This is a genomic window from Geodermatophilus sp. Leaf369 (assembly GCF_001424455.1).
Taxonomy (GTDB): domain Bacteria; phylum Actinomycetota; class Actinomycetes; order Mycobacteriales; family Geodermatophilaceae; genus Klenkia.
Genome location: NZ_LMQA01000001.1, coordinates 178,079 through 202,036 on the forward strand (window position 1 = coordinate 178,079; position 23,958 = coordinate 202,036).

The window sequence follows — 23,958 nt, forward strand, 5'->3', positions numbered from 1 at the left end:
CGACGAAGGGGAAGGAGAGGTCAGCCACGAGCGGCCTCCATGACGGCGCGGTCGACGTCGTAGCCGGCGGCCTCGGCGGCCCGCTTGGCCTCCATGGCGCGGCGGTAGTCCCGCGGCATGATCACGCTGAACCGCTCGGACCAGCGGCCCCAGTCGGCCAGCAGTGCGGTGGCGACCGTGGAGCCGGTCTCCTCGCGGTAGCGGGTCAGGGTCTCCCGCAGCCACATCGAGTCCTCGGTGGACAGCGACTCGACGTCGACCATCTCGCCGTTGACCCGGTGGACGGCCAGGTCGAGCACGTAGGCGATGCCGCCGCTCATGCCGGCGGCCACGTTGCGCCCGGTCTCGCCGAGGATGACCGCACGACCACCGGTCATGTACTCGCAGGCGTGGTCGCCGACGCCCTCGACGATCGCCAGCGCGCCGGAGTTGCGGACGCAGAAGCGCTCGCCGACCCGACCGCGCAGGAAGATCTCCCCGCCGGTGGCGCCGTAGCCGATCACGTTGCCGGCGATCACGGCGTCCTCGGCCGGGAAGGTGGCCTCCAGCGCCGGGCGGACGACGATCCGACCGCCGGACAGGCCCTTGCCGACGTAGTCGTTGGCGTCCCCGAGCAGCCGCATGGTGATGCCGGCGGGCACGAAGGCGCCGAAGGACTGGCCCGCGGACCCCTCGAAGGTGAGGTCGATGGTGCCCTCGGGCAGGCCCTCGCCGCCGTAGCGGCGGGTGACCATGGCGCCCAGCATCGTGCCGACGGTGCGGTTCACGTTGCGCACCGGCAGCTGCAGGCTCACCGGGCGGGCGTCGAGCAGCGCACCCTCGCAGAGCTGGATCAGCGTCTGGTCCAGGGCGACGTCCAGGCCGTGGTCCTGACCGCGCACCCGACGGCGGGGGGTGCCCTCGGGCAGTGCCGGCACGGCGAGCATCGGCGCGAGGTCGAGCCCGGCGGCCTTCCAGTGGTCGATGGCGCCCCGGGTCTCGAGCACCTCGACCTGGCCGACGGCCTCCTCGATGCTCCGGAAGCCCAGCTGCGCCAGCAGCGCGCGGACCTGCTCGGCGAGGAACTCGAAGAAGGTGACGACGAACTCGGGCTGGCCGGTGAACCGCTTGCGCAGTTCGGGGTTCTGGGTGGCGACCCCGACCGGGCAGGTGTCCAGGTGGCAGACGCGCATCATCACGCAGCCGCTGACCACCAGGGGTGCGGTGGCGAAGCCGAACTCCTCGGCGCCCAGCAGTGCGGCGACGACGACGTCCCGACCGGTCTTCATCTGGCCGTCGACCTGCACGGTGATCCGGTCGCGCAGGCCGTTGACCAGCAGCGTCTGCTGGGTCTCGGCCAGGCCGAGCTCCCAGGGGGAGCCGGCGTGCTTGAGCGAGGTCAGCGGCGCGGCACCGGTGCCACCGTCGTGGCCGGAGATCAGCACGACGTCGGCGTGGGCCTTGCTGACCCCGGCCGCGACGGTGCCGACCCCGACCTCGGAGACCAGCTTGACGTGCACCCGCGCCTCGTTGTTGGCGTTCTTGAGGTCGTGGATGAGCTGCTTGAGGTCCTCGATGGAGTAGATGTCGTGGTGCGGCGGCGGGGAGATCAGGCCGACCCCGGGGGTGGAGTGCCGGGTGCGGGCGATCCACGGGTAGACCTTCGACCCCGGGAGCTGACCGCCCTCGCCGGGCTTGGCGCCCTGGGCCATCTTGATCTGGATGTCGTCGGCGTTGACCAGGTACTCACTGGTCACGCCGAAGCGGCCGCTGGCCACCTGCTTGATCGCCGAGCGGCGCAGGTCGCCGTTCTCGTCGGGGGTGAAGCGGTCGGCGTCCTCACCGCCCTCGCCGGTGTTGGACTTGCCGCCGAGGCGGTTCATCGCGATGGCGAGGGTCTGGTGCGCCTCCTGGGAGACCGAGCCGTAGCTCATGGCACCGGTGGAGAACCGCTTCACGATCGCGCTGACCGGCTCGACCTCCTCGATCGGCACCGGCGGGCGCAGGCCCTCCTTGAACGCGAACAGGCCACGCAGCGTCGAGGCCTCGCGGGAGAGCTGGTCGACGGCGTCGGTGTACTTCTCGAACACGTCGAACTGCCGGGACCGGGTGGCGTGCTGGAGCAGGAACACCGTCTCGGGGTTGAACAGGTGCACCTCGCCCTCGCGGCGCCACTGGTACTCCCCGCCCACGGTGAGCTTGCGGTGCGCGACCTCGGTGGGGTTGGAGGGGTAGGCCCGGCGGTGGCGCATGGCCACCTCCTCGGCGAGCACGTCGAGCCCGACGCCACCGAGGGTGGACGACGTCCCGGTGAAGTACTTCTCGACCAGGTCCTGGGAGAGCCCGACGGCCTCGAAGATCTGCGCCATCGTGTACGAGCCGACGGTGCTGATGCCCATCTTGCTCATGACCTTCAGGACGCCCTTGCCCATGGCCTTGACCACGTTGCGCACGGCCTGGGCCGGCTGCACGCCGGTGAGCAGACCGTCGCGGATCAGGTCCTCGACGCTCTCGAAGGCCAGGTAGGGGTTGACCGCGGCCGCGCCGTAGCCCAGCAGCAGCGCGACGTGGTGGACCTCGCGGCAGTCGCCGGACTCGACGATCAGCCCGACCTCCATCCGGGTGCGCTCGCGCACCAGGTGGTGGTGGACCGCGGCGGTCATCAGCAGCGAGGGGATCGGGGCGCGCTGCTCGTCGCAGTCCCGGTCGGAGAGCACGATGACCCGCGCGCCGGCCGAGATGGCCTTGCTGACCTTGGTCTGCAGGGCGGCGATGGCCTGCTCGAGGGCGTCGCCGCCGCCGTTGACGTCGAAGTGGCCGGTGATCCGGACGGCGGCGAAGCCGGGCAGGTCGCCGTCGTCGTCGATGTGCAGGATCTTGGCGAGCTCGTCGTTGTCGATGACCGGGAACGGCAGGACGACCTGCCGGCAGGACGCCGGGGTGGCCGAGAGCAGGTTGCCCTCGGGGCCGAAGGTGCGGCCCAGGCTGGTCACCAGCTCCTCGCGGATGGCGTCCAGCGGCGGGTTGGTCACCTGGGCGAACAGCTGCCCGAAGTAGTCGTAGAGCAGCCGGGAGCGGTCGCTCAGCGCGGCGACCGGGGTGTCGGTGCCCATCGAGCCGATCGGCTCGGCCCCGCTGGCGGCCATCGGCTGCAGCAGGATGCGCAGCTGCTCCTCGGTGTAGCCGAACAGCAGCTGCCGGCGGACGACGGACTCGTGGCTGGGCCGCGAGCGGCGACGCTCGGGCAGCGAGGGCAGGTGGATCAGCCCGGCGTGCAGCCAGTCGTCGTAGGGGTGCTCGGCGGCCAGGGCGCCCTTGACCTCGTCGTCGGCGATGATCCGGCCCTGCGCGGTGTCCAGCAGGAACATCCGGCCCGGCTGCAGCCGGCCCTTGGCCACGACGTCCCCGGCGGGGATGTCGAGCACGCCGACCTCCGAGGCGAGGACGACGACGTCGTCCTTGGTGCGCCACCAGCGCCCGGGGCGCAGGCCGTTGCGGTCCAGCACGGCGCCGATCTGGGTGCCGTCGGTGAACGCGACGCAGGCCGGGCCGTCCCAGGGCTCCATGACCGCGGAGTGGAAGCGGTAGAACGCGCGGCGGGCGGCGTCCATCTCGGCGTGGTTCTCCCACGCCTCGGGGATCATCATCAGCACCGCGTGCGGCAGCGAGCGACCGGACAGGTGCAGCAGCTCGAGCACCTCGTCGAAGGTGGCCGAGTCGCTGAAGTCGGCGGCGGTGACCGGGAAGACGCGCTCCAGGCCGAGCTCGGAGGCGGGGCCGGCCGGGCCGTCGAACAGGTGGGTGTCGAGCTTGGCCTCACGGGCCCGCATGCGGTTGCGGTTGCCCTTGATGGTGTTGATCTCGCCGTTGTGCGCGATCACCCGGAACGGGTGCGCCAGCGGCCAGCTCGGGAAGGTGTTGGTGGAGAACCGGCTGTGCACCAGCGCGATCGCCGACTCGTACCGGTCGTCGGTGAGGTCGGGGAAGAACGCCGGGAGCTGGTCGGTGGTCAGCATCCCCTTGTAGGTGACCGTGCGGGAGCTCAGCGAGGCGAAGTACAGCGAGCTGCCGTCGGCCTCGGCGGCGCGCTCGGCCCGCTTGCGGAGCACGAACGCGCGGCGCTCGAGCCGGGTGACGCCGTGGTTGGTCGAGGTGCCCCCGAAGGCGGTGGCGTCGGCGCGGGCCGCGGTGCCCTCGGCGACGAACAGCTGGGCGAAGTGCGGCATGACGGCCAGCGCGGTGGGGCCGATGTCGGCGGCCTCGGGGGCGATGGGCAGCTCGCGCCAGCCCAGGACGACCAGGCCCTCCTCGGCGGCGAGCCGGGCGACGTCGGCGACCCGGGCGGCCCGCTCGGTCTCGTCACGGGGCAGGAAACCCACGCCGACGGCGTACTCGCCCACCGGGGGCAGGTCGAAGTCCACGACGGCACGCAGCAGCGCGTCGGGCACCTGGGTCAGGATGCCGGCGCCGTCCCCGGAGTTGGGCTCGGAGCCCGCGGCACCGCGGTGGTCCAGGTTGTGCAGGGCGGTGAGGCCCATCGCGACGATCTTCCGCGAGCGCCGGCCCTGCGCGTCGGCCACGAAGGCCACGCCGCAGGCGTCGTGCTCGTTGCGCGGGTCGTACAGCCCAGAGGCTGCCGGGACCGCGGAGAAGGGGACCCGCGAGGCAGGAGCCGGCGTGGTGGTCGGCGTGGTGGAGGAAGACATGTCACTCCCGTCGACGGCGAGACCCGCGTCGTCCGGGAGGAGCCGGATGCTCGCGGGGGGCCCGGTGGGGCCCGGCCGGGTGGTCAGGGGCGGGCGGGGGGAGGTGGATCAGGTGGTGCAGGGCCCGGCAGGGCTCTCGCGCACCCACGGGCGGGTCTCCGCGGGGTGTCGTGCGCGGGGCGTCGCTGGCCCGGTTCCGACGTGGTCGTCCACCCCAGGATCGCTGGGTGGCCTCATCGGGAGCGTACACAGAGTGGACACACTCGCGACACGCTCGCGCAGGGTGGCGAACGTCTCCGTCAGGTCGTCGTCCCCGCACGTGGTGCAGGTGGGTCGTCAGGGTCCTTGGCGCTGGTCAGCGGCGCGTCCGCCGACTCCGCGGCGGTCTCGTCCCCGTCGTCGTCCGCGCTCTTCTCGGCGGCCTCGCGGGCCCGGAACTCCTCGCCGCGGGTGATCACCTCGCGCGGGCGGCCGCGCTGCCAGACCAGGTACGCCACGGCGGCCAGCCCGACCACCACGGCGGTGAAGACGTTGAGCCGCACGCCGAAGAAGCGCTCGGCCTCGTCGATGCGCAGCGTCTCGATCCACCCGCGGCCCAGGCAGTAGCCGGCCACGTAGAGGGCGAAGGCGCGCCCGTGCGAGAGCTGGAAGCGCCGGTCGGCCCAGATGACGACGGCGGCGACGGCCAGGTTCCACAGCAGCTCGTAGAGGAAGGTCGGCTGGAAGGTGCCCAGCACGACCGGGTTGCCGGCGGCGTCGGTGACCGCCCGGCCGGCCGACTGGTCCCACTCGTGGATCGTCAGCCCCCACGGGAGGTCGGTGGCCCGCCCGTAGAGCTCGTTGTTGAACCAGTTGCCCAGCCGGCCGACCGCCTGGGCGACGAGCAGGCCCGGGGCCAGGGCGTCGGCGTAGGCCGGCAGGGGGATGCCGCGGCGCCGGCAGGCGATCCAGGCGCCGACGCCACCGAGGGCGATGGCGCCCCAGATGCCCAGGCCGCCCTCCCAGATGTAGAGCGCCCGCACCGGGTCGCCGTTCTCCCCCCAGTAGGGCTCGGGGGTGGTGATCACGTGGTAGACGCGGCCGCCGACGATGCCGAAGGGCACCGCCCAGACGGCGATGTCCAACGAGTCGCCGGGGGCTCCCCCGCGGGCGACCCAGCGCTTCTCGGTCATCCAGGCGGCGATCACGATGCCGGCGATGATGCACAGCGCGTAGGCCCGCAGCGGGAAGGGCCCGATGTCCCAGACGCCCTGCGTGGGGCTCGGGATCGCCGCCAGCAGCTCGGTGCTCACCGGCGGCGCACCCCGGCGGCCAGGTCGGCCGACAGCGCGCGGACGCCGTCGGCGCCGTGCCCGTCGATCAGCTGGCGGACGTAGGCCGACCCGACGATGACGCCGTCGGCGAAGGCCGCCACCTCCGCCGCCTGGTCCCCGTTGCTGACCCCGAGGCCCACGCAGACGGCGAGGTCGGCGGGCGCGGCCTCCCGGGTGCGGGTGACCAGCACCTCGGCGGTGTCGCCCACGGTGGCGCGGGTGCCGGTGACGCCCATGGTCGAGGCGGCGTAGACGAACCCCCGGCAGGCGGCGGTCGTGCTGGCCAGCCGGGCCGGCGTGGAGGACGGCGCGACCAGGAAGACCCGGTCCAGGCCGGCCTCGTCGCTGGCCGCGATCCAGGCCGCGGCCTCGTCGGGCACCAGGTCCGGGGTGATCGCCCCGGCTCCCCCGGCGGCGGCCAGGTCGGTGGCGAAGCGCTGCACGCCGTAGCGCTCGACGGGGTTCCAGTAGCTCATCACCACCGGTACGGCACCGGCCTCGGCCACCGCGGCCACCGCCTGCAGCACGTCCTTCATCCCGACGCCGGCGCGGACGGCCACCTCGACGGCCTCCTGGATGGTCGGGCCGTCCATGCCGGGGTCGGAGTAGGGCACCCCGATCTCCACGACGTCCGCGCCGCCCTCGACCGCGGCCACCATGGCCTCGATCGACCCGGGGACGTCGGGGTAGCCGACCGGCAGGTAGGCGATCAGCGCGGACCTGCCCTCGGCCCTGGCCGCGTCGATCCGGGTGCCCAGCGCGGAGCTCACAGCGCGTCCCCGTCCTGCACGGTGGTGTCCTCGGCGTCGCCGAGCGCGGGGCCGGGCTCGGCACCCCGGCCGTCCTCGACCGCGCGCTCGTCCTCGTCGGTCGGGGCGCTGGACCCGCCGCCCAGCCCGAACCACGCGCTGGCGGTCTCGACGTCCTTGTCCCCGCGGCCGGAGAGGTTCACCAGCAGCAGCGCGTCCGGACCCATCTCGCGGCCCAGCGTGATCGCCCCGGCCAGGGCGTGCGCGCTCTCGATCGCCGGGATGATGCCCTCGGTGCGGCACAGCAGCGCGAAGGCCTCCATGGCCTGGCTGTCGGTCACCGGGCGGTACTCCGCGCGGCCCATGTCGCTGAGGTAGCTGTGCTCGGGGCCGACACCGGGGTAGTCCAGGCCGGCCGAGATCGAGTGCGACTCGACGGTCTGGCCGTTCTCGTCCTGGAGCAGGTAGGAGCGGGCGCCGTGCAGCACGCCCGGCTGGCCCCCGGTGATGGAGGAGGCGTGCCGGCCGGTCTCCACGCCGTCACCCCCGGCCTCCAGACCCACCAGCCGGACGCCGGCGTCGGGCACGAAGGCGGTGAAGATGCCGATCGCATTCGAGCCGCCCCCCACGCAGGCCAGCACCGCGTCGGGCAGCCGGCACTCCCGGTCGAGCACCTGGGCGCGGGCCTCGTCGCCGATGACCCGCTGGAAGTCCCGGACCATGGCCGGGAACGGGTGCGGGCCGGCGACGGTGCCGAAGACGTAGTTCGTCGTCTCCACGTTGGTCACCCAGTCGCGGAACGCCTCGTTGATGGCGTCCTTGAGGGTCTTGGAGCCGGTGGTCACCGGGACCACCTCGGCGCCGAGCAGCCGCATCCGGGCCACGTTGAGCGCCTGGCGGCGGGTGTCCTCCTCGCCCATGTAGACCGTGCACTCCAGGCCCATCAGCGCGGCGGCGGTGGCCGTGGCGACCCCGTGCTGGCCGGCGCCGGTCTCGGCGATGACCCGCTTCTTGCCAATCCGCTTGGTGAGCAGCGCCTGGCCCAGCACGTTGTTGATCTTGTGCGAGCCGGTGTGGTTGAGGTCCTCCCGCTTGAGCAGCACCCGGGCGCCGCCGCAGTGCTCGGCGAAGCGGGGCACCTCGGTGATCGGGGAGGGCCGGCCGGTGTAGTCGCGGTGCAGCCGCTCGAACTCGGCGAGGAAGACCGGGTCGACCCGCATGGCCTCGTAGGCCTCGGACAGCTCGTCGAGAGCCGCGATCAGCGCCTCGGGGACGAACCGGCCGCCGTAGGGGCCGAAGTGACCGGTCGCGTCCGGCCACTCCGGTCGCGGCCGGGTGAGGCTCGCTTCGGGGGTGGGCGGGAGCGTCGTGGCAGTCACCCGCCCATTGTCGCCGTGGTGCCTAGCGGGTGGCGCGCGGGGTCGCGGGGTGCGAGCCGGCGGTCACCAGGTCGGCGACGGCCTGCCGCGGGTCGGCGGCGGTGACCAGGCCCTCCCCCACCAGGACGGCGTCCGCCCCGGCGCCGGCGTAGCTGATCAGGTCGTGCGGCCCGCGGACGCCGGAGGCGGCGACCTTGACGACCTCGGTGGGCAGCCCGGGGGCGATCCGCTCGAAGGTGCTGCGGTCGACGTCGAGGGTGGTGAGGTCGCGGGCGTTGACGCCGATCACCGAGGCACCGGCCTCCAGCGCCCGGTCGGCCTCGGCCTCGGTGTGCACCTCGACCAGGGCGGTCATGCCCAGGGACTCGATCCGCTCGAGCAGGCCGACCAGGGCGTTCTGCTCCAGGGCGCCGACGATGAGCAGGCAGACGTCCGCGCCGTGGGCCCGTGCCTCGTGCACCTGGTAGCTGGAGACGACGAAGTCCTTGCACAGCACCGGCACGTCGACGGCGGCGCGGACGGCGGCCAGGTCGGCCTGGGTGCCGTGGAAGCGACGGCGCTCGGTGAGCACGCTGATCACCCGGGCACCGCCGGCGGCGTACTGCACGGCGAGCGAGGCGGGGTCGTCGATGGTGGCCAGCGCGCCCTTGGAGGGGCTGTTGCGCTTGACCTCGGCGATGACGCCGACGCCGGGTGCACGCAGTGCGGCCAGGGCGTCCAGGGCGGGACGCGCGTCGCGGGCGGCGGCCTGGACCTCGGCGAGCGGGGTCGCCTGCTGTCGGGCTGCGACGTCCTCGCGCACGCCGGCCACGATGTCCATGAGCACGTTCATGCCCGTGCGCCCCCCGGCTCTCCTGTGCGCTGCTGCATCCTGCGTCCCCTCGCCTGTCGGTTCGGTGGCGTCACTCTAGAGATGCGGCACGGGGTCGCCCCGCACGGGGTCGTCGCTCAGCGACCGGGTGCGGGAGGCTCGTCGGTCGGGTCGTCGCCGCGGTCCAGGGCCTTCCAGGCGGCCTGGTGCCGGTCCTCCGGGGACTCCGGGCGGGAGGGGCGGCGCGGTGCCGCCGCCGGTGCGGGACCGGACCCGGCGGGCCGCTCGTACCGCTGACCCAGCCCGGGCCACCGCCGTCCGCGGAGCACGACGAGGCCCCCGGCCAGCAGCCCGAGCATCCCGGCGACGACGGCGAGCACCGGCCACCCGGCGGCGACCTGCGAGCTGATCGTGGCCTGCCCCAGCCCGATCTGGTCCCCCAGGTCGTCGGGGGTGACCTCGACCGAGCCGGTGAGGGCACCGGCGCCCGAGGCCACCAGCACTCCCCCCGCGACGGCCAGCACCAGGCCCAGCACCACCCGCCCCCACCCCCGGACGGCGAACAGCGCGACCGCGCCGGCGAGCAGCAGCAGACCGGTCGCCGGGACCAGCGGGGCCAGCTGGCTGCCGGTCAGCACCTGCTCGACGGGAGGCAGCGGGGGCTGGCGGGTCACGGTGACGTCGGCCCAGCCCTGACCGCCCGCCGACAGGGCCAGCCCACCGGCGGCGGCCGCGGCGAGCACGGCGACGGTGAGCTCGCGGCGGGCAGCCGGGCGCGGGCTGCTCACGACAGCTCCCGCAGCCCCTCGGCGGTGGCGATCGCCGACAGCACCGCCCGCGCCTTGTGCCGGGTCTCGGCCTCCTCCAGCGCGGCGTCGCTGTCGGCCACGACCCCCGCACCGGCCTGCACGTACGCGGTGCCCTCGTGCAGCACCGCCGTCCGGATGGCAATGGCCATGTCCATGTCGCCGCTGGTGTCCAGGTAGCCGACGGTGCCGGCGTAGAGCGCGCGGCGGGTGGGCTCGAGGGACTCGATGACCTCCATCGCGCGGGGCTTGGGCGCCCCGGACACCGTGCCGGCGGGGAAGGTCGCGTCGAACACGTCCAGGGCGTCCCGGCCCGGGGTGACCCGCCCGGCGACGGTGGACACCAGGTGCATGACGTGGCTGTACCGCTCGACCCGCATGAAGTCCGCGACCTCGACGGTGCCCGGCACGCATACCCGGCCCAGGTCGTTGCGGGCCAGGTCGACCAGCATCACGTGCTCGGCGCGTTCCTTGGGGTCGGCCAGCAGCTCCTCGGTGAGCCGGGCGTCCTCCTCCGGGGAGCCCCCGCGCGGGCGGGTGCCGGCCGGCGGGTGGACGACGGCGTGGTCGCCGGTGACGGTGACCAGCGCCTCCGGGGAGGACCCGACGACGTCGAAGGGCGACTCCCGACCGGCGAACCGCAGCAGGTACATGTACGGCGAGGGGTTGCTGGCGCGCAGCACCCGGTACAGGTCCAGCGCGTCGACGTCCGTGCGCCGGGAGAAGCGCTGGGACAGCACGGCCTGGAACACGTCCCCGGCCCGCACGTGCTCGCGGACGGCCTCGACGCCGGCCTGGAACTGCCCCGGGGCCATGTTCGAGGTGACCTCGGGCGACTCGGTGGTCTCCATCGTGGCCACCCCGGGCGGGGCGGCGCCCACCAGCGCGGCGGCCATCGCGTCCAGCCGGGCGACGGCGTCGGCGTGGTGCTCGGCCGTCGTGCCGAAGGCGTTGGCGATGAGCAGCACGGTGCCGTCGTGGTGGTCCAGCACCGCCAGGTCGGTCACCAGGGTCATCGCCAGCTCGGGCATGCCCAGGTCGTCGGTCGCGGTGTCGGGCAGCCTCTCCAGCCGCCGGACGACGTCGTAGCCCAGGTAGCCGACCAGCCCGCCGGTCAGCGGGGGCAGCCCGGGTGCCCGCGGGGTGCGCAGCCGCCGGGCCAGCGTGCGGACGGCGTCCAGGGGGTCGGTGGGCAGGTCGTCGGTCAGCCCCGGGAGGTCCTCCCCCAGCCACTGGGTGACCCCGTCGCGCTCGGTGAGCACCCCGGCGCTGCGGACGCCGACGAAGCTGTACCGGGACCACTGCTTGCCCTGCTCGGCGGACTCCAGCAGCACGGTGCCCGGCCGGTTGCCGGCCAGCTTGCGGTAGACGCCGACCGCCGTCTCGGAGTCGGCCAGCAGCCGGCGGGTCACCGGCACGACGGGGCCGGTGGAGGTGGCGAGGTCGGCCGCGGTCGGGAGGGTCTCACCGAGTCGCACGGGTGACCTCCAGGGGGCGGTGGAAGCAGGAGCGCTCGCCGGTGTGGCAGGCGGGACCGGTCTGGTCGACCAGCAGCAGCAGCGCGTCACCGTCGCAGTCGACCCGGACCTCGCGCACGGCCTGGTGGTGGCCGGAGGTGGCGCCCTTGACCCAGTACTCGTTGCGGCTGCGGGACCAGTAGGTGGCCTCGCCGGTGGCCAGAGTGCGGCGCAGTGCCTCGTCGTCCATCCAGGCCAGCATCAGCACCTCACCGGTGTCGTGCTGCTGGGCGACGGCGGCGACCAGGCCGTCGGGGGTGCGGCGCAGGAGGTCGGAGACGGCAGGGTCGAGATCGGGCACGCCCACCAGTCTCTCAGCCGTGGCGGGCACCCCGGGAGGCGACGCCGGGCGGTCGTGCTCATGATGTGCCGTGCCCGCTGCGCTGAACCCCTGGTCAGCCCGGCTGTCCGACCCCGCGCAGGAGGACCGTTTCCTGGCCACCCAGCTGCGCGGCCTGCGCCGGGACGTGGCGCTGGTGGCCGGCCTGGTCCTGGCCTACAACGTGGTCTTCTTCGTGGTCAACCTGCGCCGCGGGCCGGCCGGGGGCCCGATGGCCCTCAGCGACCACGTGCTGGTGGGGGCGGCCGCCGTCGTGCTGATCCTGCTGGTCCGGCGCACGACCACGTACCGCACGACCGCCCGGGTGCTGGTCGCGGGCTTCGGCGTCTACGCGGTGGTCGCGCTGGCCCTGGGCGGGGACCGCACGCCCACCGGCTGGCTGCTGCTGAGCCTGCACACCGCGGCGATCCTGTGCCTGCACGCCCGTCTGCCCTTCCCGGTGACCGCCACCCTCGTCCCGGTCTGGTCGGTGGTCAGCCTGCTGGCCGCCACCACCGCCGACGTCACCGGCCGGGACCTCGCCACCGCCACGGCCCTGGTCGGCACGGTCGTCCTCGTCGGCCTGGCCGCGGCCTACCGCGTGGCCGCCCAGGCCCGGTTGCTGTTCGCCCAGACCGAGGCCCTGGAGCGGCTGACCACGCTGGACCCGGTGACCGGGCTGCCGAACCGGCGCGGGTGGGAGGAGGCGCTGCAGCGGGAGTGGGAGCGCTGCGCGCGCGAGGGCACCCCGCTGGGCCTGGTGGTGGTGGACGTCGACCACTTCAAGCAGGTCAACGACACCTTCGGACACGCCGCCGGGGACCGTGCCCTGGTCGCGGTGGCCGGGCTGCTGAGCGCCGCCCTCCGTCGTCCCGGTGACCTCGCCGCGCGGCTGGGCGGGGACGAGTTCGGCCTGCTGCTCCCGGGGACCGACGCCGAGGGCGCGGCGTCCATCGCGACCCGGCTCCTCACCGACGCCCGCGCGGCCCGCGCCGAGGCACCCGCCGACACCGCGGAGGCCGGGCTCACCGTGAGCGTGGGCGTGCACGCAGCCCGCCCGACGAGCCCGGGCCCCGGGGAGAGCGCCGAGGCGTTCTCCGCCGCGGACGCCGCCCTCTACCGGGCTAAGGCCGGCGGCCGCGACCAGGTGGCCGTCGCGGGCTGAGCCGCGGTCAGAGGGCGGCGGCGACCGCTCGGCCGGCGACCCGGCCGGAGAAGAGGCAACCGCCGAGGAAGGTGCCCTCCAGCGAGCGGTACCCGTGCATCCCACCGCCACCGAACCCGGCGATCTCCCCGGCCGCGTACAGCCCCGGGAACACCGCGCCGCCGGGCTGCAGCACCCGCCCCGACAGGTCGGTCTCCAGCCCGCCGAGGGTCTTGCGGGTCAGCAGGTTGAGCCGGACGGCGATCAGCGGGCCGGCCGCCGGGTCGAGCAGCCGGTGCGGCGGCACCACCCGGATCAGCTTGTCGCCGAGGAACGCCCGCGCCGCACGGATGGCGTTGACCTGGCCGTCCTTGCTGAAGCCGTTCTCGGTCTCCCGGTCCCGCGCGACGATCTCGGCCTCGACCGCCGCGGCGTCCAGGTGCGGGGTGCCGCCGGTGACCCGGTTCATCCCGGCCACCAGCTCGGCGACGGTGGGGGCGGTGACGAAGTCCTCGCCGTGGTCCAGGAAGGCCTGCACCGGGGCCGCCGGGCCGCCGCGCACCCGGGTGAGCAGGAGCTTGAGGTCCTTGTTCGTCAGGTCGGGGTTCTGCTCGGACCCGGAGAGGGTGAACTCCTTCTCCACGATCTTCCGGTTGAGCACGAACCAGGTGTGCTCGTGGCCGGTGCCCCCGATGTGCGCGAGCGTGCCCAGGGTGTCGAACCCGGGGTACAGCGGCCCGGGCAGCCGCTTCCCGGTGGCGTCGAGCCACAGCGAGGAGGGCCCGGGCAGGATCCGGATGCCGTGCCGCGCCCAGACCGGGTCCCAGTTGGTGATGCCCTCGGTGTAGTGCCACATCCGGTCGGGGTTGACCACGCTGGCGCCGGCGGCCTCGGTGGCCTGCAGCATCGCGCCGTCCACGTGCGCCGGGACGCCGGACAGCAGCCGCCGCGGCGCCGGGCCCAGCCGGGCCGGCCAGTTCGCCCGCACCAGGTCGTGGTTGGCCCCGATGCCGCCGGCGGTGACCACCACGGCCTGCGCACCGATCTCGAAGTCGGCGACCGGCGTGCGCGAGGTGGCCTCGCCGCGGGCGGCGGCGCTGGGCTCGAGCACGTCCCCGCGCACGCCGGTCACCGCGCCGCCGTCCACCACGAGCCCGGTGACCCGGTGCCGGAACCGCAGCTCGACCAGCCCACGCTCGGCGGCCGCCCGCACGCGGCGGGCGAAGGGCTCGACGATGCCGGGACCGGTGCCCCAGACGACGTGGAACCGCGGCACCGAGTTGCCGTGCCCCGTCGCCCCGTAGCCGCCGCGCTCGGCCCAGCCGACGACCGGGAAGAACCGCACGCCCTGCTGGTGCAGCCAGGAGCGCTTCTCCCCCGCGGCGAACTGCAGGTAGGCCTCGGCCCACTGCCGGGGCCAGTGGTCCTCGGGCCGGTCGAAGGACGCGGTGCCGGCCCAGTCCTGCCGGGCCAGCTCCAGGGAGTCCTTCACCCGGAGGCGGCGCTGCTCGGGTGAGTCGACCAGGAAGAGGCCGCCGAAGCTCCAGAACGCCTGCCCACCGAGGTTCGCCTCGGGTTCGGAGTCCAGCAGCAGCACCCGCTTGCCGGCGTCGGCGAGCTCGGCGGTGGCCACCAGCCCGGCCAGGCCGGCCCCCACCACGACGACGTCGGCCTGACTCCCGGTGAGCTGCACCACGTCAACCTAGCGAGTGGTCCACTCCCGCACCGGACGCTGACAGGCCAGCACCAGCGACCCGATCGGGCCGACGGTCAGCAGGACCGCCCACCAGGTCGCGCTGCCCCCGCCCAGGGTGCCGAAGAGCACCGTCACCGCCAGCAGGCCCAGCAGCGGGAGCACGCTGCCGGCGGCGAGCACGAGCCAGCCCCGGCCGCGGCCCAGGAACACCAGCGCCGCTCCGACCAGCGCCCAGACCGCCAGCACGACCAGGGCGACCTCCGGCCAGCGCGGCACGTCGTCGGCCCCGGCGTCGGCGTCGAACAGGAGCCAGGCCAGGTACGTCATCTCAAGGGCGACCAGCACCCCGAACACCGCGGCGAAGGGCGCCTGGACCGGGCGGACGAGGGCCTCGGGGGCCGGGCGCGCCGGGGCCGGCCGGGCCGCCTTGGGCGAGCGGCGCACCGGGGCGGGCCGCCGGGGGGACTGCTGGGCCATGGCCGGGAGAGTAGGGCCCGCACCCCGCCGGGGTCTGGTCCCCGCCGGATCCGTGGACGGTCCGTGCGTGATCCACATCCGCGCGGGGCATGAGAGGCCCATGGCAGCCAAGGACATCGTGCACTTCGACATCGCGACCGTGGCCGAGAAGAGCGCGGACTTCCGACGCGTGCTCTGGACCGGCGAGCACTCCCAGCTGGTGATCATGACGATCCCGCCGGGTGGGGAGATCGGCGAGGAGACCCACGACGAGAACGACCAGATCCTGAGCTTCGTGAGCGGCGTCGGCAAGGCCGTCATCGAGGGCTTGAGCAAGAGCGTCAAGCCCGGTGACATCGTCGTCGTCCCGGCCGGCACGCTGCACAACTTCGTCAACGACGGCCCGAACCCGTGGGTCCTCTACACCGTGTACGGCCCGGCCGACCACGCCGACGGCGCGGTGCACCACACCAAGGAGGAGGCCGACGAGCTCGAGGAGTCGGGCAAGGACGAGCCGCCGACGAGCTGACCTCCCTCGCACGACCAGGGCCGTCGGGCCGGGCACTCAGCCCGGACCGGCGGCCCTCGTCTGTCCCACCCAGACCCGCACCTCGGGCGTCGCCCCCAGGGCGGCGGCGCCCAGCGGGCTGACGGCGAACAACGCCAGCAGCTCCCCGCCGTCACCCTCGGACAGGTTGTGGACGACCCACGCCGCGACCACGGCGACGAGCACCGTGCAGCCGGCGACCAGCGGCCACCAGGCCCGCGCACCGCGGAGCAGCCCGACCCCCACCAGGACCACCACGGCGGCCAGCGCCGCGAGGTACCCCCCGACGGCCCCGGCCGGCTGGTCGAAGCCCTGGGACGCGAAGCCCAGCAGCGCTCCCAGCGGCCCCAGGGACACCGCGCTCAGCACGCCCAGCACCATCGCGCCGGTGGCGGTCCCCGGCCGGCGGCGCCAGTCGGGCAGGGTCACCGGGCGGGCGGGGCGGTGAGCCCCCCGGACGACCGACGCCACGAGGCGTGCAGCGCCGCGTAGACCCCGGGTGCGTCGACCAGCGCCGCGTGCGTGCCGCGCTGGGCGACCCGGCCGGCGTCGACGACCAGGATCTCGTCGGCCCGCTCGGCGGTGGACAGCCGGTGGGCGATGGTGATCGTCGTCCGGCCGGTGGTGAGGGTGTCCAGGGCCCGGGTGAGCCGGGCCTCGGTGGCCGGGTCGACCGCGCTGGTGGCCTCGTCGAGCACCAGCAGGTCGGGGTCGGCGACGTAGGCGCGGGCGACGGCCACCAGCTGCCGCTCCCCCGCCGACAGCGACTCCCCCCGCTGGCCGACCGGCGTCCGCACGCCGTCGGACAGGCCCTCGACCCACCCGCCGAGGCCCAGCTCGTCGAAGGCCGCCGCGACGTGCGCGTCGGTCATCCCGGGCTTGCCGTAGCGCACGTTGTCCGCGACCGAGGCGTCGAAGAGGAACCCGTCCTGGGGCACCATCACGACCCGCTCGCGCAGCGAGCTGAACGCGATCCGGTCCAGCGGCACCCCGCCGACCAGCACCCGGCCCTCGGTGGGGTCCATCAGCCGGGTGAGCAGCTTGGCGAAGGTGGTCTTCCCCGACCCGGTCTCCCCGACGACCGCGACGCGGGTGCGGGCGGCGATCTCCAGGTCGACGTCGGCCAGGGCCGGGCGGGCATCTGGGGAGTACCGGAAGCCCACGTGGTCGAACCGCACGCCCAGCGGTCCTGCGGGCAGCACCTGGCCGTCGACGGGGTCCTGCACGTCGGGCTCGGTGTCCAGCACGTCGAGCACCCGGCGGAAGCCGGCGACGGCGTTCTGGGCCTCGTTGAGCACCTCGCTGGCGGTCTGCACCGGGGCGACGAACAGGGTGACCAGGAACAGGAACGCGACCAGCGTGCCGGCCGAGATCTGCCCGCCGACACCGAGCAGCACGCCCACCACGACGACCGCGGCGTTCGCGACCGCGGCGACGAACTCCCCGCTCACGTACACCCCGGCGGTGGTGCGCTGGGCCTGCACCGAGGCCCGGTAGTGCCGGTCGATGGCGGCGTCGATGCGGGCCGCGGTGCGCCCCCGGACGCCGTAGGCACGCACGGTGGGGGCGCCGACGACGGACTCCCCGACCGCGGCCAGCACGTCGCCGACCCGCTCGCGGACCACGCCGTAGACCTCGGCCAGCCGCTTCGCGAACCACTTCACCGCGTAGCCCAGCGGGATGAAGCAGACGAGGACCAGCAGGGTCAGCTGCCAGGAGTAGACGGCCATCACGACGGTGGCGACGACGAGCTGGCCCAGGCTGACCAGCCCGAGCACCCCGCCCCACTGCATGAACACCGACAGCTGGTCGACGTCGCTGGTGACCCGGGAGACCAGGTTGCCGCGGCGTTCGCCCTGCTGGTGCAGCACCGACAGGTCGTGCACGTGCCGGAAGGCGCGCACCCGCAGGTTCGCCAGCGCGGTCTCCGTCGTCCGGAAGAGCCGGACGTTCATCCGGTAGACCGCGACGGCGGTGACCAGCACGACCAGCGCGCAGATCGCGACGAGCTCGCGGACCAGCGGGATGTCGGGTCCACCGGCGGCGCCCAGGCCGCGGTCGAGGGTCTGCTGCACCGCGATCGGGACGACGACGCGCCCGGCGGTGGCGACCAGGGCGAGGGAGAAGGTCGCGGGCAGCCCGCGGCGGAACTCCGGCATCATCCGCAGCCCGCGCCGCAGCGTCGCGGTGGCGGACTCGGTGGGCCGGTCGTTCATCCCGGTCACCGGCTCGTCGGTCACGGCGGCGCTCACGCCTGCGCCCCGGCGGGCTCGGGCTCGGCGGCGGTGACGGCGTCGGGCGGTTGGTAGGCCTGGACCAGCCGGGCGTACCCGGGCACCTGCGCCAGCAGCTCGGCGTGGCTGCCCCGGGCCACGAGCCGGCCCCGGTCGATCCAGACGACCTCGTCGGCGAGGGAGATGGTGGCCTGCCGGTAGGCGACGACGACCACGGTGGCCGGGCGGTCGGTGCTGCGCAGCGCGTCCAGGATGCGGGCCTCGATGCTGGGGTCCACGGCGCTGGTGGCGTCGTCCATGACCAGCAGCCGGGGCCGGCGGACGACGGCCCGGGCCAGCGCCAGCCGCTGGCGCTGACCGCCGGACAGGCTGGCCCCGCGCTCGCCGACCTTGGTGTCCAGGCCCTCGGGCAGCTGGGCCACGAAGTCCTCGGCGGCGGCGGTGCGGAGGGCGGCGTGCACCTCGTCGTCGGTGAAGTCGGCGCCGAGGGTGACGTTGCCGCGGACGGTGTCGTCGAAGAGGAAGGTGCCCTGGGCGACGAACGCGGCCTGGGTGGCCACCTCGCCCTCGCGCAGGCTGCGCAGGTCGACGCCGTCGAGCAGCACGCTGCCGTCGTGCGGGTCGACCAGGCGCACCAGCAGCCCGGCCAGGGTGGACTTGCCCGACCCGGTGGGTCCGACGACGGCGATGGTCCTACCGGCCTGCACGTCGAAGGTGACCCCGTGCAGCACCTGGGTGGCGCGTCCCTCGGCGTCCACGTGCCCGAAGTCGACCGACCGGACGCCGACCCCGGCACCGGTGTCACCGCTGGCGGCGGCGTCCGGGCCGTGCGGGGTCTCGCCCCGGGCCGACAGCACCGGGGCGACCCGGTCGAAGCCGGCCATCGCCCGCGGCAGGTCGGCCAGCACCCAGCCGATCGCCCGGATGGGCAAGGCGAGCAGGGTGAACAGGTAGGCGATGGAGACCAGGGCGCCGGCATCGGTGGCCCCGGCGGCGACCTGCTGGGCACCGATGAGCAGCACCGCGAGGGTGCCCAGGTTGGGCAGCGCCTCCATCATCGGGTCGAAGAGGCCCCGGACCCGGCCGACGGCGATCAGCCCGTCCCGCAGCTCGTCGGCGCTGCCGGCGAAGCGGCGGGTCTCCTCGGTCTCCCGGCCCAGGGTCTTGACGACCAGGGCGGCGTCGAAGGACTCGTGGGCGATCTCGGAGACCTCGGCGCGCAGCTGCTGCGCGCGCGCCATCCGCGGGCTCATGACCTGGGAGTAGACGGCGTTGGCGATGAACACCAGGGGGAAGACGACGAGCCCGACCAGGGCGAGCAGCGGGTCGGTGAGGAAGAGGGCGACCACGGTGATGACGACCATGACGATCGCCCCGCAGGCGAAGGGCAGCGGGGCGACGAAGAACCAGGCGGCCTCGACGTCGGAGTTGGCGTTGGACAGCAGCTGGCCGGTGGGGTGGCGCTGGTGCCAGGACAGCGGCAGCCGCAGGTACTGGCTGGTCACCCGACGGCGGTAGTCGGCCTGCAGCCGGTAGGACATGATCCCGGCGAAGAGCCGCCGGCCGATGATGCCGACGATCTTGAGCACGGCGACCACGATGATCGCCAGCGCGGCCAGCCCCAGGGCGCCGGCGGTGACCGAGCCGCGCTCGAAGCTCGGGGTGATGAGCCGGTCGGTGATGCCGCCGATGACGAAGGCGCTGGCCACGGTCATCGCGCCGTAGAGGCTGCTGCCCAGGAAGGCGAGGGTGAAGATGCCGGGCTGCTCGCGGACGGCCAGGCCGACGTGGGCGAACCCGCGGCGCATGACCTTCTTCTGCTCGCGCTCGCTGCGCTGGGTGACGTTCTCGGGGTTCGTGTCGCGGGTGGAACGGGCGGAGCTGCTGCTGCGCGGGGGCACGCGTCTCCTCGGGTGGTGCTGCTGGGTGTCGGCTGAGCGTACCCGCGGTCGTTACCGGGGATAAGCGCTTTGCGGCCGCGGCGGACCTCTCGTTTCCGCAGCCGCGGGGGACGGTAGGACCAGCGGGTGACCGACTCGCCCAGCGCCTCCCTGTCCCAGACCGAGCGCACCGCGCTGGCCGACCTGCTGACCGAGCTGGGGCCCGACCGGCCGACCCGCTGCGAGGGCTGGCGGACCGGTGACCTGGCCGCGCACCTCGTCGTCCGCGACCGCCGCCCGGACACCGCCCCCGGGGCGGTCCTCGGCGGGCCGCTGGGGTGGTGGACCCGGCGGGTGCAGAGCCGGGTGCTGCTGGAGACCCCGTGGCCCGAGCTGGTGGAGAAGGTGCGCCAGGGCCCGCCCGCCTTCTTCCCCACCGCGCTGCCGGCGGTGGACGCCCTGGTCAACGGGGCGGAGATGGCCGTGCACCACGAGGACGTCCGCCGCGCCCAGCCCGGCTGGGAGCCGCGCGAGCTGCCCCGCGCCGCCCAGGACGCCCTGTGGAAGCAGGTGCCGCTGCTGGCCCGCGGCAAGGCGCGCGGCCTGGACGGGGGCCTGGAGCTGCGCCGTACCGACACCGGCGCCACCCGCACGCTGCGCTCGGGTCAGCCGCTGACCACGGTGGCCGGTGAGCCGTTGGAGCTGCTGCTGTGGGCCGGTGGCCGGGAGGACGTCGCCCGGGTGGAGACCACCCGCGGCTGACCCCGGGGTCTCAGCCGGGCAGCGGGTGGTCGGTCTCCCGCCGCACCGGCACGCCGGCCCCGCCGAGCGCGGCCTTGACGTCCCCGATCCGCATGTCGCCGAAGTGGAAGACGCTGGCGGCCAGCACCGCGTCGGCACCGGCGGCGACGGCGGGGGCGAAGTGCGCCACGGCACCCGCTCCCCCGCTGGCGATCACCGGCACGGTGACCTCGCGGCGGACGGCGCGGATCAGCTCGGTGTCGAAGCCCGCGCGGGTGCCGTCGGCGTCCATCGAGTTGAGCAGCACCTCGCCGACCCCGAGCCGGGCGGCCTCGACGACCCACTCCACGGCGTCCCGGCCGGTGCCCCGGCGGCCGCCGTGGGTGGTGATCTCGAAACCGGAGTCGGTGACCGCGCCGTCCTGGCACCGCCGGGCGTCCAGGGACAGCACCAGCACCTGGTTGCCGTAGCGATCGGCGATCTCGGCGATCAGCTCGGGGCGGGCGACGGCCGCGGTGTTCACCGCGACCTTGTCCGCGCCGGCCCGCAGCAGCTTGTCCACGTCCTCCACGGCCCGCACCCCGCCGCCGACGGTGAGCGGGATGAACACGCTCTCCGCGGTGCGCCGGACGACGTCGTAGGTGGTCTCCCGGTCCCCGGAGGAGGCGGTGATGTCCAGGAACGTCAGCTCGTCGGCGCCCTCGGCGTCGTAGACCCGGGCCATCTCCACCGGGTCGCCGGCGTCGCGCAGGTCGACGAAGTTCACGCCCTTGACCACCCGGCCACCGTCGACGTCCAGGCACGGGATGACCCGCACGGCCAGGCTCACGCGCCCACCACCGCGTCGGCCTCGACCTCGACCAGCATCGCCGGGTCGATCAGGCCGGAGACCTCGACCATCGCGCTGGCCGGGCGGGCGGCGCCGAAGAACTCCCCGTGCACTCGTCCGACGGCCTCCCACTGCGCGATGTCGGTGACGTACACCCGGGTGCGGACGACGTCGGCCGCGGTCGCGCCGACGGACTCCAATGCGGCCACGACGTTCTGCAGCGCTTGCCGGGTCTGCGCCGCCGCGCCGCCGTCGACGACGACCCCGTCGCGGGTGCCGGTGGTCCCGCTGACGAAGACCTGCTGCCCCGCCCGGACGACGCGGCAGTAGCCGACGACGTCCTCCCAGGGCGCGCCCGACCCCACCCGCTGCACCGTCACCCGGCGACCTCGACGGTCAGCGCCAGGGCCTCGGGGAGGGTGAACTGGCCGGCGTACAGCGCCTTGCCGACGATCGCGCCCTCGACGCCGATGTCGGCCAGCCCGGCCAGCGCGCGGATGTCGGCCAGCGAGGAGACCCCGCCGGAGGCGATCACCGGGCGGTCGGTGGCGGCGCAGACCTCGCGCAGCAGCTCCAGGTTCGGGCCCTTCAGGGTGCCGTCCTTGGTGATGTCGGTGACCACGTAGCGGGCACAGCCCTCGGCGTCCAGGCGGGCCAGGGTCTCGTAGAGCTCCCCGCCCTCGCGCGTCCAGCCGCGGGCGGCGAGCTTGGTGCCGCGCACGTCCAGGCCGACGGCGATCCGGTCGCCGTGCTCGGCGATCGCGGCGGCACACCACTCGGGGGACTCCAGCGCCGCGGTGCCCAGGTTGACCCGCCGGCAGCCGGTGGCCAACGCCGCCTGCAGCGAGGCGTCGTCCCGGATGCCGCCGGAGAGCTCCACGTCGACGTCGAGCTCGCCGACCACCCGGGCGAGCAGCTCCCGGTTGGAGCCGCGGCCGAAGGCGGCGTCGAGGTCGACCAGGTGCACCCACTCGGCGCCGTCCCGCTGCCAGGTGCGCGCGGCCTCGAGCGGGTCGCCGTAGGAGGTCTCGCTGCCGGCCTCCCCCTGGACCAGACGGACGGCGAGGCCGTCGGCGACGTCGACGGCGGGGAGCAGCTGCAGCTTCGGCACGGGCGACAGCCTAGGAGGGCCCGACTGGCAGGCTCGCGGGGTGGAGTTCAGCGAGGTGGTCCGGCGCCGGCGGATGGTCCGCGACTACGACCCGGACCGTCCGGTGCCGCCCGAGGTGCGCGACCGGCTGCTCGAGCACGCGATCCGGGCCCCCAGCGCCGGGTTCAGCCAGGGCTGGGCGTTCCTGGTGCTGGAGACGGCGGCCGAGCGCGCGGCCTTCTGGACGGCGACCACCGGCCCGGGCACCCCGGACGGCTGGTTGACCCGGATGCGCAGGGCGCCGCTGCTGGTCGTCCCGTTCAGCCACAAGGCCGCCTACCTGGACCGCTACGCCGAGCCCGACAAGGGCTGGACCGACCGCGACGAGAGCCGGTGGCCGGTCCCGTACTGGGACGTCGACACCGGGATGGCGTCGCTGATGATGCTGCTCACCGCCGTCGACGAGGGCCTGGGTGCCTGCTTCTTCGGCGTCCCCCCGGAGCGGGTCGACGCGCTGCGGGAGGCCTTCGGGGTGCCCGCCGACCACCGCCCGGTCGGGGTGCTGTCGATCGGGTACCCGGGCACCGAGGACCGCCGCTCGCCCTCGCTGCGCCGCGGACGACGAGGCACCGGGGAGGTCGTGCACCGCGGGCGGTGGTGAGACCTGGGCACACTCGGCGGGTGGCACTCGACGAGCAGGCCTCCCGCCTCCTCCCCCGGCGGGCCGGACGGCGGTCCAACCTGGCGCTGCTGGCCCTGCTCCTGATCGCCGGGGGCACCGGGGTGCTGGGCTTCGCGGTGGGCACACCGGTGGCCGGCCGGGTGATCGCGGTCGCGCACGGGGCCGCCGGGCTGGGCCTGCTGCTGCTGGTGCCGTGGAAGACCGTCGTCGTCCGCCGGGCCCGGCGCCGTCCCGCCGCCCGCCGGGCGCCCGGCGCCGCGTACTGGCTCACCGGGCTCACCGCCGTCGTCGTGCTCTCCGGCGTGCTGCACGCCGCCGGGGCTGCCGGCATCTGGGCCACCTCGGGCACCCCGATCGCGGCGCTGCAGGTGCACGTCGGCGCCACCATCGGCCTGGTCGTGGTGCTGGTGGCCCACGTGTGGGGCCGCCGGCAGCGCCCCCGGGCGGTGGACCTGGACCGGCGGACGGTGCTCGCCACCGGGGCCCTGGCCGGCGGCTCGCTGGCGCTGTGGGGGCTCACCGAGGGCCTCTGGAAGGCCACCGGCACCCCGGGCGCCGACCGCCGTGGCACCGGGTCGCTGGAGCGCGGCACCGACGACCCCACCGCCATGCCGGTCACCCAGTGGGCCAGCGACACCGTCCCGGAGACCACCGCCACCACCGTCGAGGTGGTCGCCGCGGCCGGTCGGGCCCGGGTCGCCGTCACCGACCTGGACCGCGGCGACGAGCTGCGCGCGCTGCTGGACTGCACCGGCGGCTGGTACGCCGAGCAGGACTGGCGCGGGGTGCGGCTGGACCGGCTGCTCACCGAGCAGTTCGGGCCCACCGCGCTCACCGACCGGGCCCAGAGCATCGAGCTGGTCTCGGTGACCGGCTACCGCCGCCGGCTGCCGATCGCCGATGCCTCCCGGGTGCTGCTGGCCACCCACGCCGGCGGCGAGCCGCTGTCGGCCGGGCACGGCGCCCCGGTCCGGCTGGTCGCCCCCGACCGGCGCGGGGTGTGGTGGGTCAAGTGGGTCGCCCGGGTCGAGGTGCTGGACTCCCCCGCGTGGCTGCAGCCGCCGTTCCCGCTGCAGTAGC

At 74.7% G+C, this 23,958-nt stretch carries 21 protein-coding genes; 5 read left to right on the forward strand and 16 right to left on the reverse strand.

Going from position 1 to position 23,958, the window contains the following annotated elements:
* Positions 1–20 precede the first annotated feature (20 nt).
* The 8 genes from gltB to hisI form a co-directional block, all read right to left on the reverse strand.
* A complete protein-coding gene (gene gltB, locus ASG36_RS00890) occupies positions 21–4,685 on the reverse strand; it encodes a glutamate synthase large subunit (protein WP_055758204.1) in 4,665 nt (1,554 codons plus the stop codon).
* 299 nt (positions 4,686–4,984) lie between these two features.
* Complete coding sequence (lgt, locus tag ASG36_RS00895) at positions 4,985–5,977, reverse strand: prolipoprotein diacylglyceryl transferase (protein ID WP_082522695.1); 993 nt, start codon at positions 5,975–5,977, stop codon at positions 4,985–4,987.
* Positions 5,974–6,768, reverse strand: coding sequence for a tryptophan synthase subunit alpha (gene trpA, locus ASG36_RS00900; RefSeq protein ID WP_055758207.1), 795 nt, complete (start codon positions 6,766–6,768; stop codon positions 5,974–5,976). The genes lgt and trpA overlap by 4 nt, the downstream gene beginning before the upstream one ends.
* Positions 6,765–8,126: a tryptophan synthase subunit beta gene (gene trpB, locus ASG36_RS00905; protein ID WP_055758209.1), complete on the reverse strand. Its 1,362-nt coding sequence runs from the start codon at positions 8,124–8,126 to the stop codon at positions 6,765–6,767. Before trpB ends, trpA begins: the two co-directional genes overlap by 4 nt.
* A gap of 22 nt (positions 8,127–8,148) precedes the next feature.
* Positions 8,149–8,958, reverse strand: coding sequence for an indole-3-glycerol phosphate synthase TrpC (gene trpC / locus ASG36_RS00910; RefSeq protein WP_055758212.1), 810 nt, complete (start codon positions 8,956–8,958; stop codon positions 8,149–8,151).
* 116 nt (positions 8,959–9,074) lie between these two features.
* Positions 9,075–9,725 carry a TIGR02234 family membrane protein gene (locus tag ASG36_RS00915; protein WP_055758215.1) on the reverse strand — a complete coding sequence of 217 codons (651 nt, stop codon included), beginning with the start codon at positions 9,723–9,725 and terminating at the stop codon, positions 9,075–9,077.
* Entirely contained in the window at positions 9,722–11,221 is a 1,500-nt protein-coding gene (locus ASG36_RS00920) for an anthranilate synthase component I (protein WP_055758219.1), read from the reverse strand. The genes ASG36_RS00915 and ASG36_RS00920 overlap by 4 nt, the downstream gene beginning before the upstream one ends.
* Positions 11,208–11,561, reverse strand: coding sequence for a phosphoribosyl-AMP cyclohydrolase (gene hisI / locus ASG36_RS00925; RefSeq protein ID WP_235494463.1), 354 nt, complete (start codon positions 11,559–11,561; stop codon positions 11,208–11,210). Before hisI ends, ASG36_RS00920 begins: the two co-directional genes overlap by 14 nt.
* A gap of 70 nt (positions 11,562–11,631) precedes the next feature.
* On the opposite strand from hisI, the gene ASG36_RS00930 reads away from it, so the two are divergent.
* Entirely contained in the window at positions 11,632–12,744 is a 1,113-nt protein-coding gene (locus tag ASG36_RS00930; protein WP_055758225.1) for a GGDEF domain-containing protein, read from the forward strand.
* Positions 12,745–12,751: 7 nt separating this feature from the next.
* On the opposite strand, the gene ASG36_RS00935 is transcribed toward ASG36_RS00930, so the two are convergent.
* Both ASG36_RS00935 and ASG36_RS00940 read right to left on the reverse strand, forming a co-directional pair.
* Positions 12,752–14,416, reverse strand: a complete 1,665-nt coding sequence (locus tag ASG36_RS00935) for an FAD-binding dehydrogenase (RefSeq protein ID WP_200944298.1) — start codon at positions 14,414–14,416, stop codon at positions 12,752–12,754.
* Between the two features lie 9 nt (positions 14,417–14,425).
* A complete protein-coding gene (locus ASG36_RS00940) occupies positions 14,426–14,896 on the reverse strand; it encodes a hypothetical protein (RefSeq protein WP_055758232.1) in 471 nt (156 codons plus the stop codon).
* A 100-nt stretch (positions 14,897–14,996) separates the two neighbouring features.
* On the opposite strand from ASG36_RS00940, the gene ASG36_RS00945 reads away from it, so the two are divergent.
* A complete protein-coding gene (locus tag ASG36_RS00945; RefSeq protein ID WP_200944299.1) occupies positions 14,997–15,404 on the forward strand; it encodes a cupin domain-containing protein in 408 nt (135 codons plus the stop codon).
* A 36-nt stretch (positions 15,405–15,440) separates the two neighbouring features.
* On the opposite strand, the gene ASG36_RS00950 is transcribed toward ASG36_RS00945, so the two are convergent.
* The 3 genes from ASG36_RS00950 to ASG36_RS00960 are packed head-to-tail and all read right to left on the reverse strand — an operon-like array spanning position 15,441 to position 19,557.
* Complete coding sequence (locus tag ASG36_RS00950; RefSeq protein WP_157498478.1) at positions 15,441–15,851, reverse strand: hypothetical protein; 411 nt, start codon at positions 15,849–15,851, stop codon at positions 15,441–15,443.
* Positions 15,848–17,674: an ABC transporter ATP-binding protein gene (locus ASG36_RS00955; protein WP_235494464.1), complete on the reverse strand. Its 1,827-nt coding sequence runs from the start codon at positions 17,672–17,674 to the stop codon at positions 15,848–15,850. Before ASG36_RS00955 ends, ASG36_RS00950 begins: the two co-directional genes overlap by 4 nt.
* Positions 17,671–19,557 (reverse strand): ABC transporter ATP-binding protein, encoded by a 1,887-nt coding sequence (locus ASG36_RS00960; RefSeq protein WP_235494465.1) that lies wholly within the window; start codon positions 19,555–19,557, stop codon positions 17,671–17,673. The genes ASG36_RS00955 and ASG36_RS00960 overlap by 4 nt, the downstream gene beginning before the upstream one ends.
* Positions 19,558–19,683: 126 nt before the next feature.
* Here ASG36_RS00960 and ASG36_RS00965 point away from each other — a divergent pair, with 126 nt between their 5' ends.
* A complete protein-coding gene (locus tag ASG36_RS00965) occupies positions 19,684–20,298 on the forward strand; it encodes a TIGR03085 family metal-binding protein (RefSeq protein ID WP_055758238.1) in 615 nt (204 codons plus the stop codon).
* Between the two features lie 10 nt (positions 20,299–20,308).
* Here ASG36_RS00965 and hisF read toward each other — a convergent pair whose 3' ends face one another.
* From hisF to priA, 3 genes are read right to left on the reverse strand one after another with little or no spacing between them, the layout of a single operon-like run.
* Positions 20,309–21,106, reverse strand: a complete 798-nt coding sequence (gene hisF / locus ASG36_RS00970; protein ID WP_055758242.1) for an imidazole glycerol phosphate synthase subunit HisF — start codon at positions 21,104–21,106, stop codon at positions 20,309–20,311.
* Positions 21,103–21,486 carry a RidA family protein gene (locus ASG36_RS00975; RefSeq protein ID WP_055758244.1) on the reverse strand — a complete coding sequence of 128 codons (384 nt, stop codon included), beginning with the start codon at positions 21,484–21,486 and terminating at the stop codon, positions 21,103–21,105. Before ASG36_RS00975 ends, hisF begins: the two co-directional genes overlap by 4 nt.
* Complete coding sequence (gene priA / locus ASG36_RS00980; protein WP_055758247.1) at positions 21,483–22,217, reverse strand: bifunctional 1-(5-phosphoribosyl)-5-((5-phosphoribosylamino)methylideneamino)imidazole-4-carboxamide isomerase/phosphoribosylanthranilate isomerase PriA; 735 nt, start codon at positions 22,215–22,217, stop codon at positions 21,483–21,485. Before priA ends, ASG36_RS00975 begins: the two co-directional genes overlap by 4 nt.
* Positions 22,218–22,257: 40 nt before the next feature.
* On the opposite strand from priA, the gene ASG36_RS00985 reads away from it, so the two are divergent.
* Together ASG36_RS00985 and ASG36_RS00990 are read left to right on the forward strand one after the other, a co-directional pair.
* Complete coding sequence (locus ASG36_RS00985) at positions 22,258–22,857, forward strand: nitroreductase family protein (RefSeq protein ID WP_055758251.1); 600 nt, start codon at positions 22,258–22,260, stop codon at positions 22,855–22,857.
* Between the two features lie 20 nt (positions 22,858–22,877).
* Positions 22,878–23,957: a molybdopterin-dependent oxidoreductase gene (locus ASG36_RS00990; RefSeq protein WP_055758254.1), complete on the forward strand. Its 1,080-nt coding sequence runs from the start codon at positions 22,878–22,880 to the stop codon at positions 23,955–23,957.
* The last annotated feature ends 1 nt before the right edge of the window (position 23,958 follow it).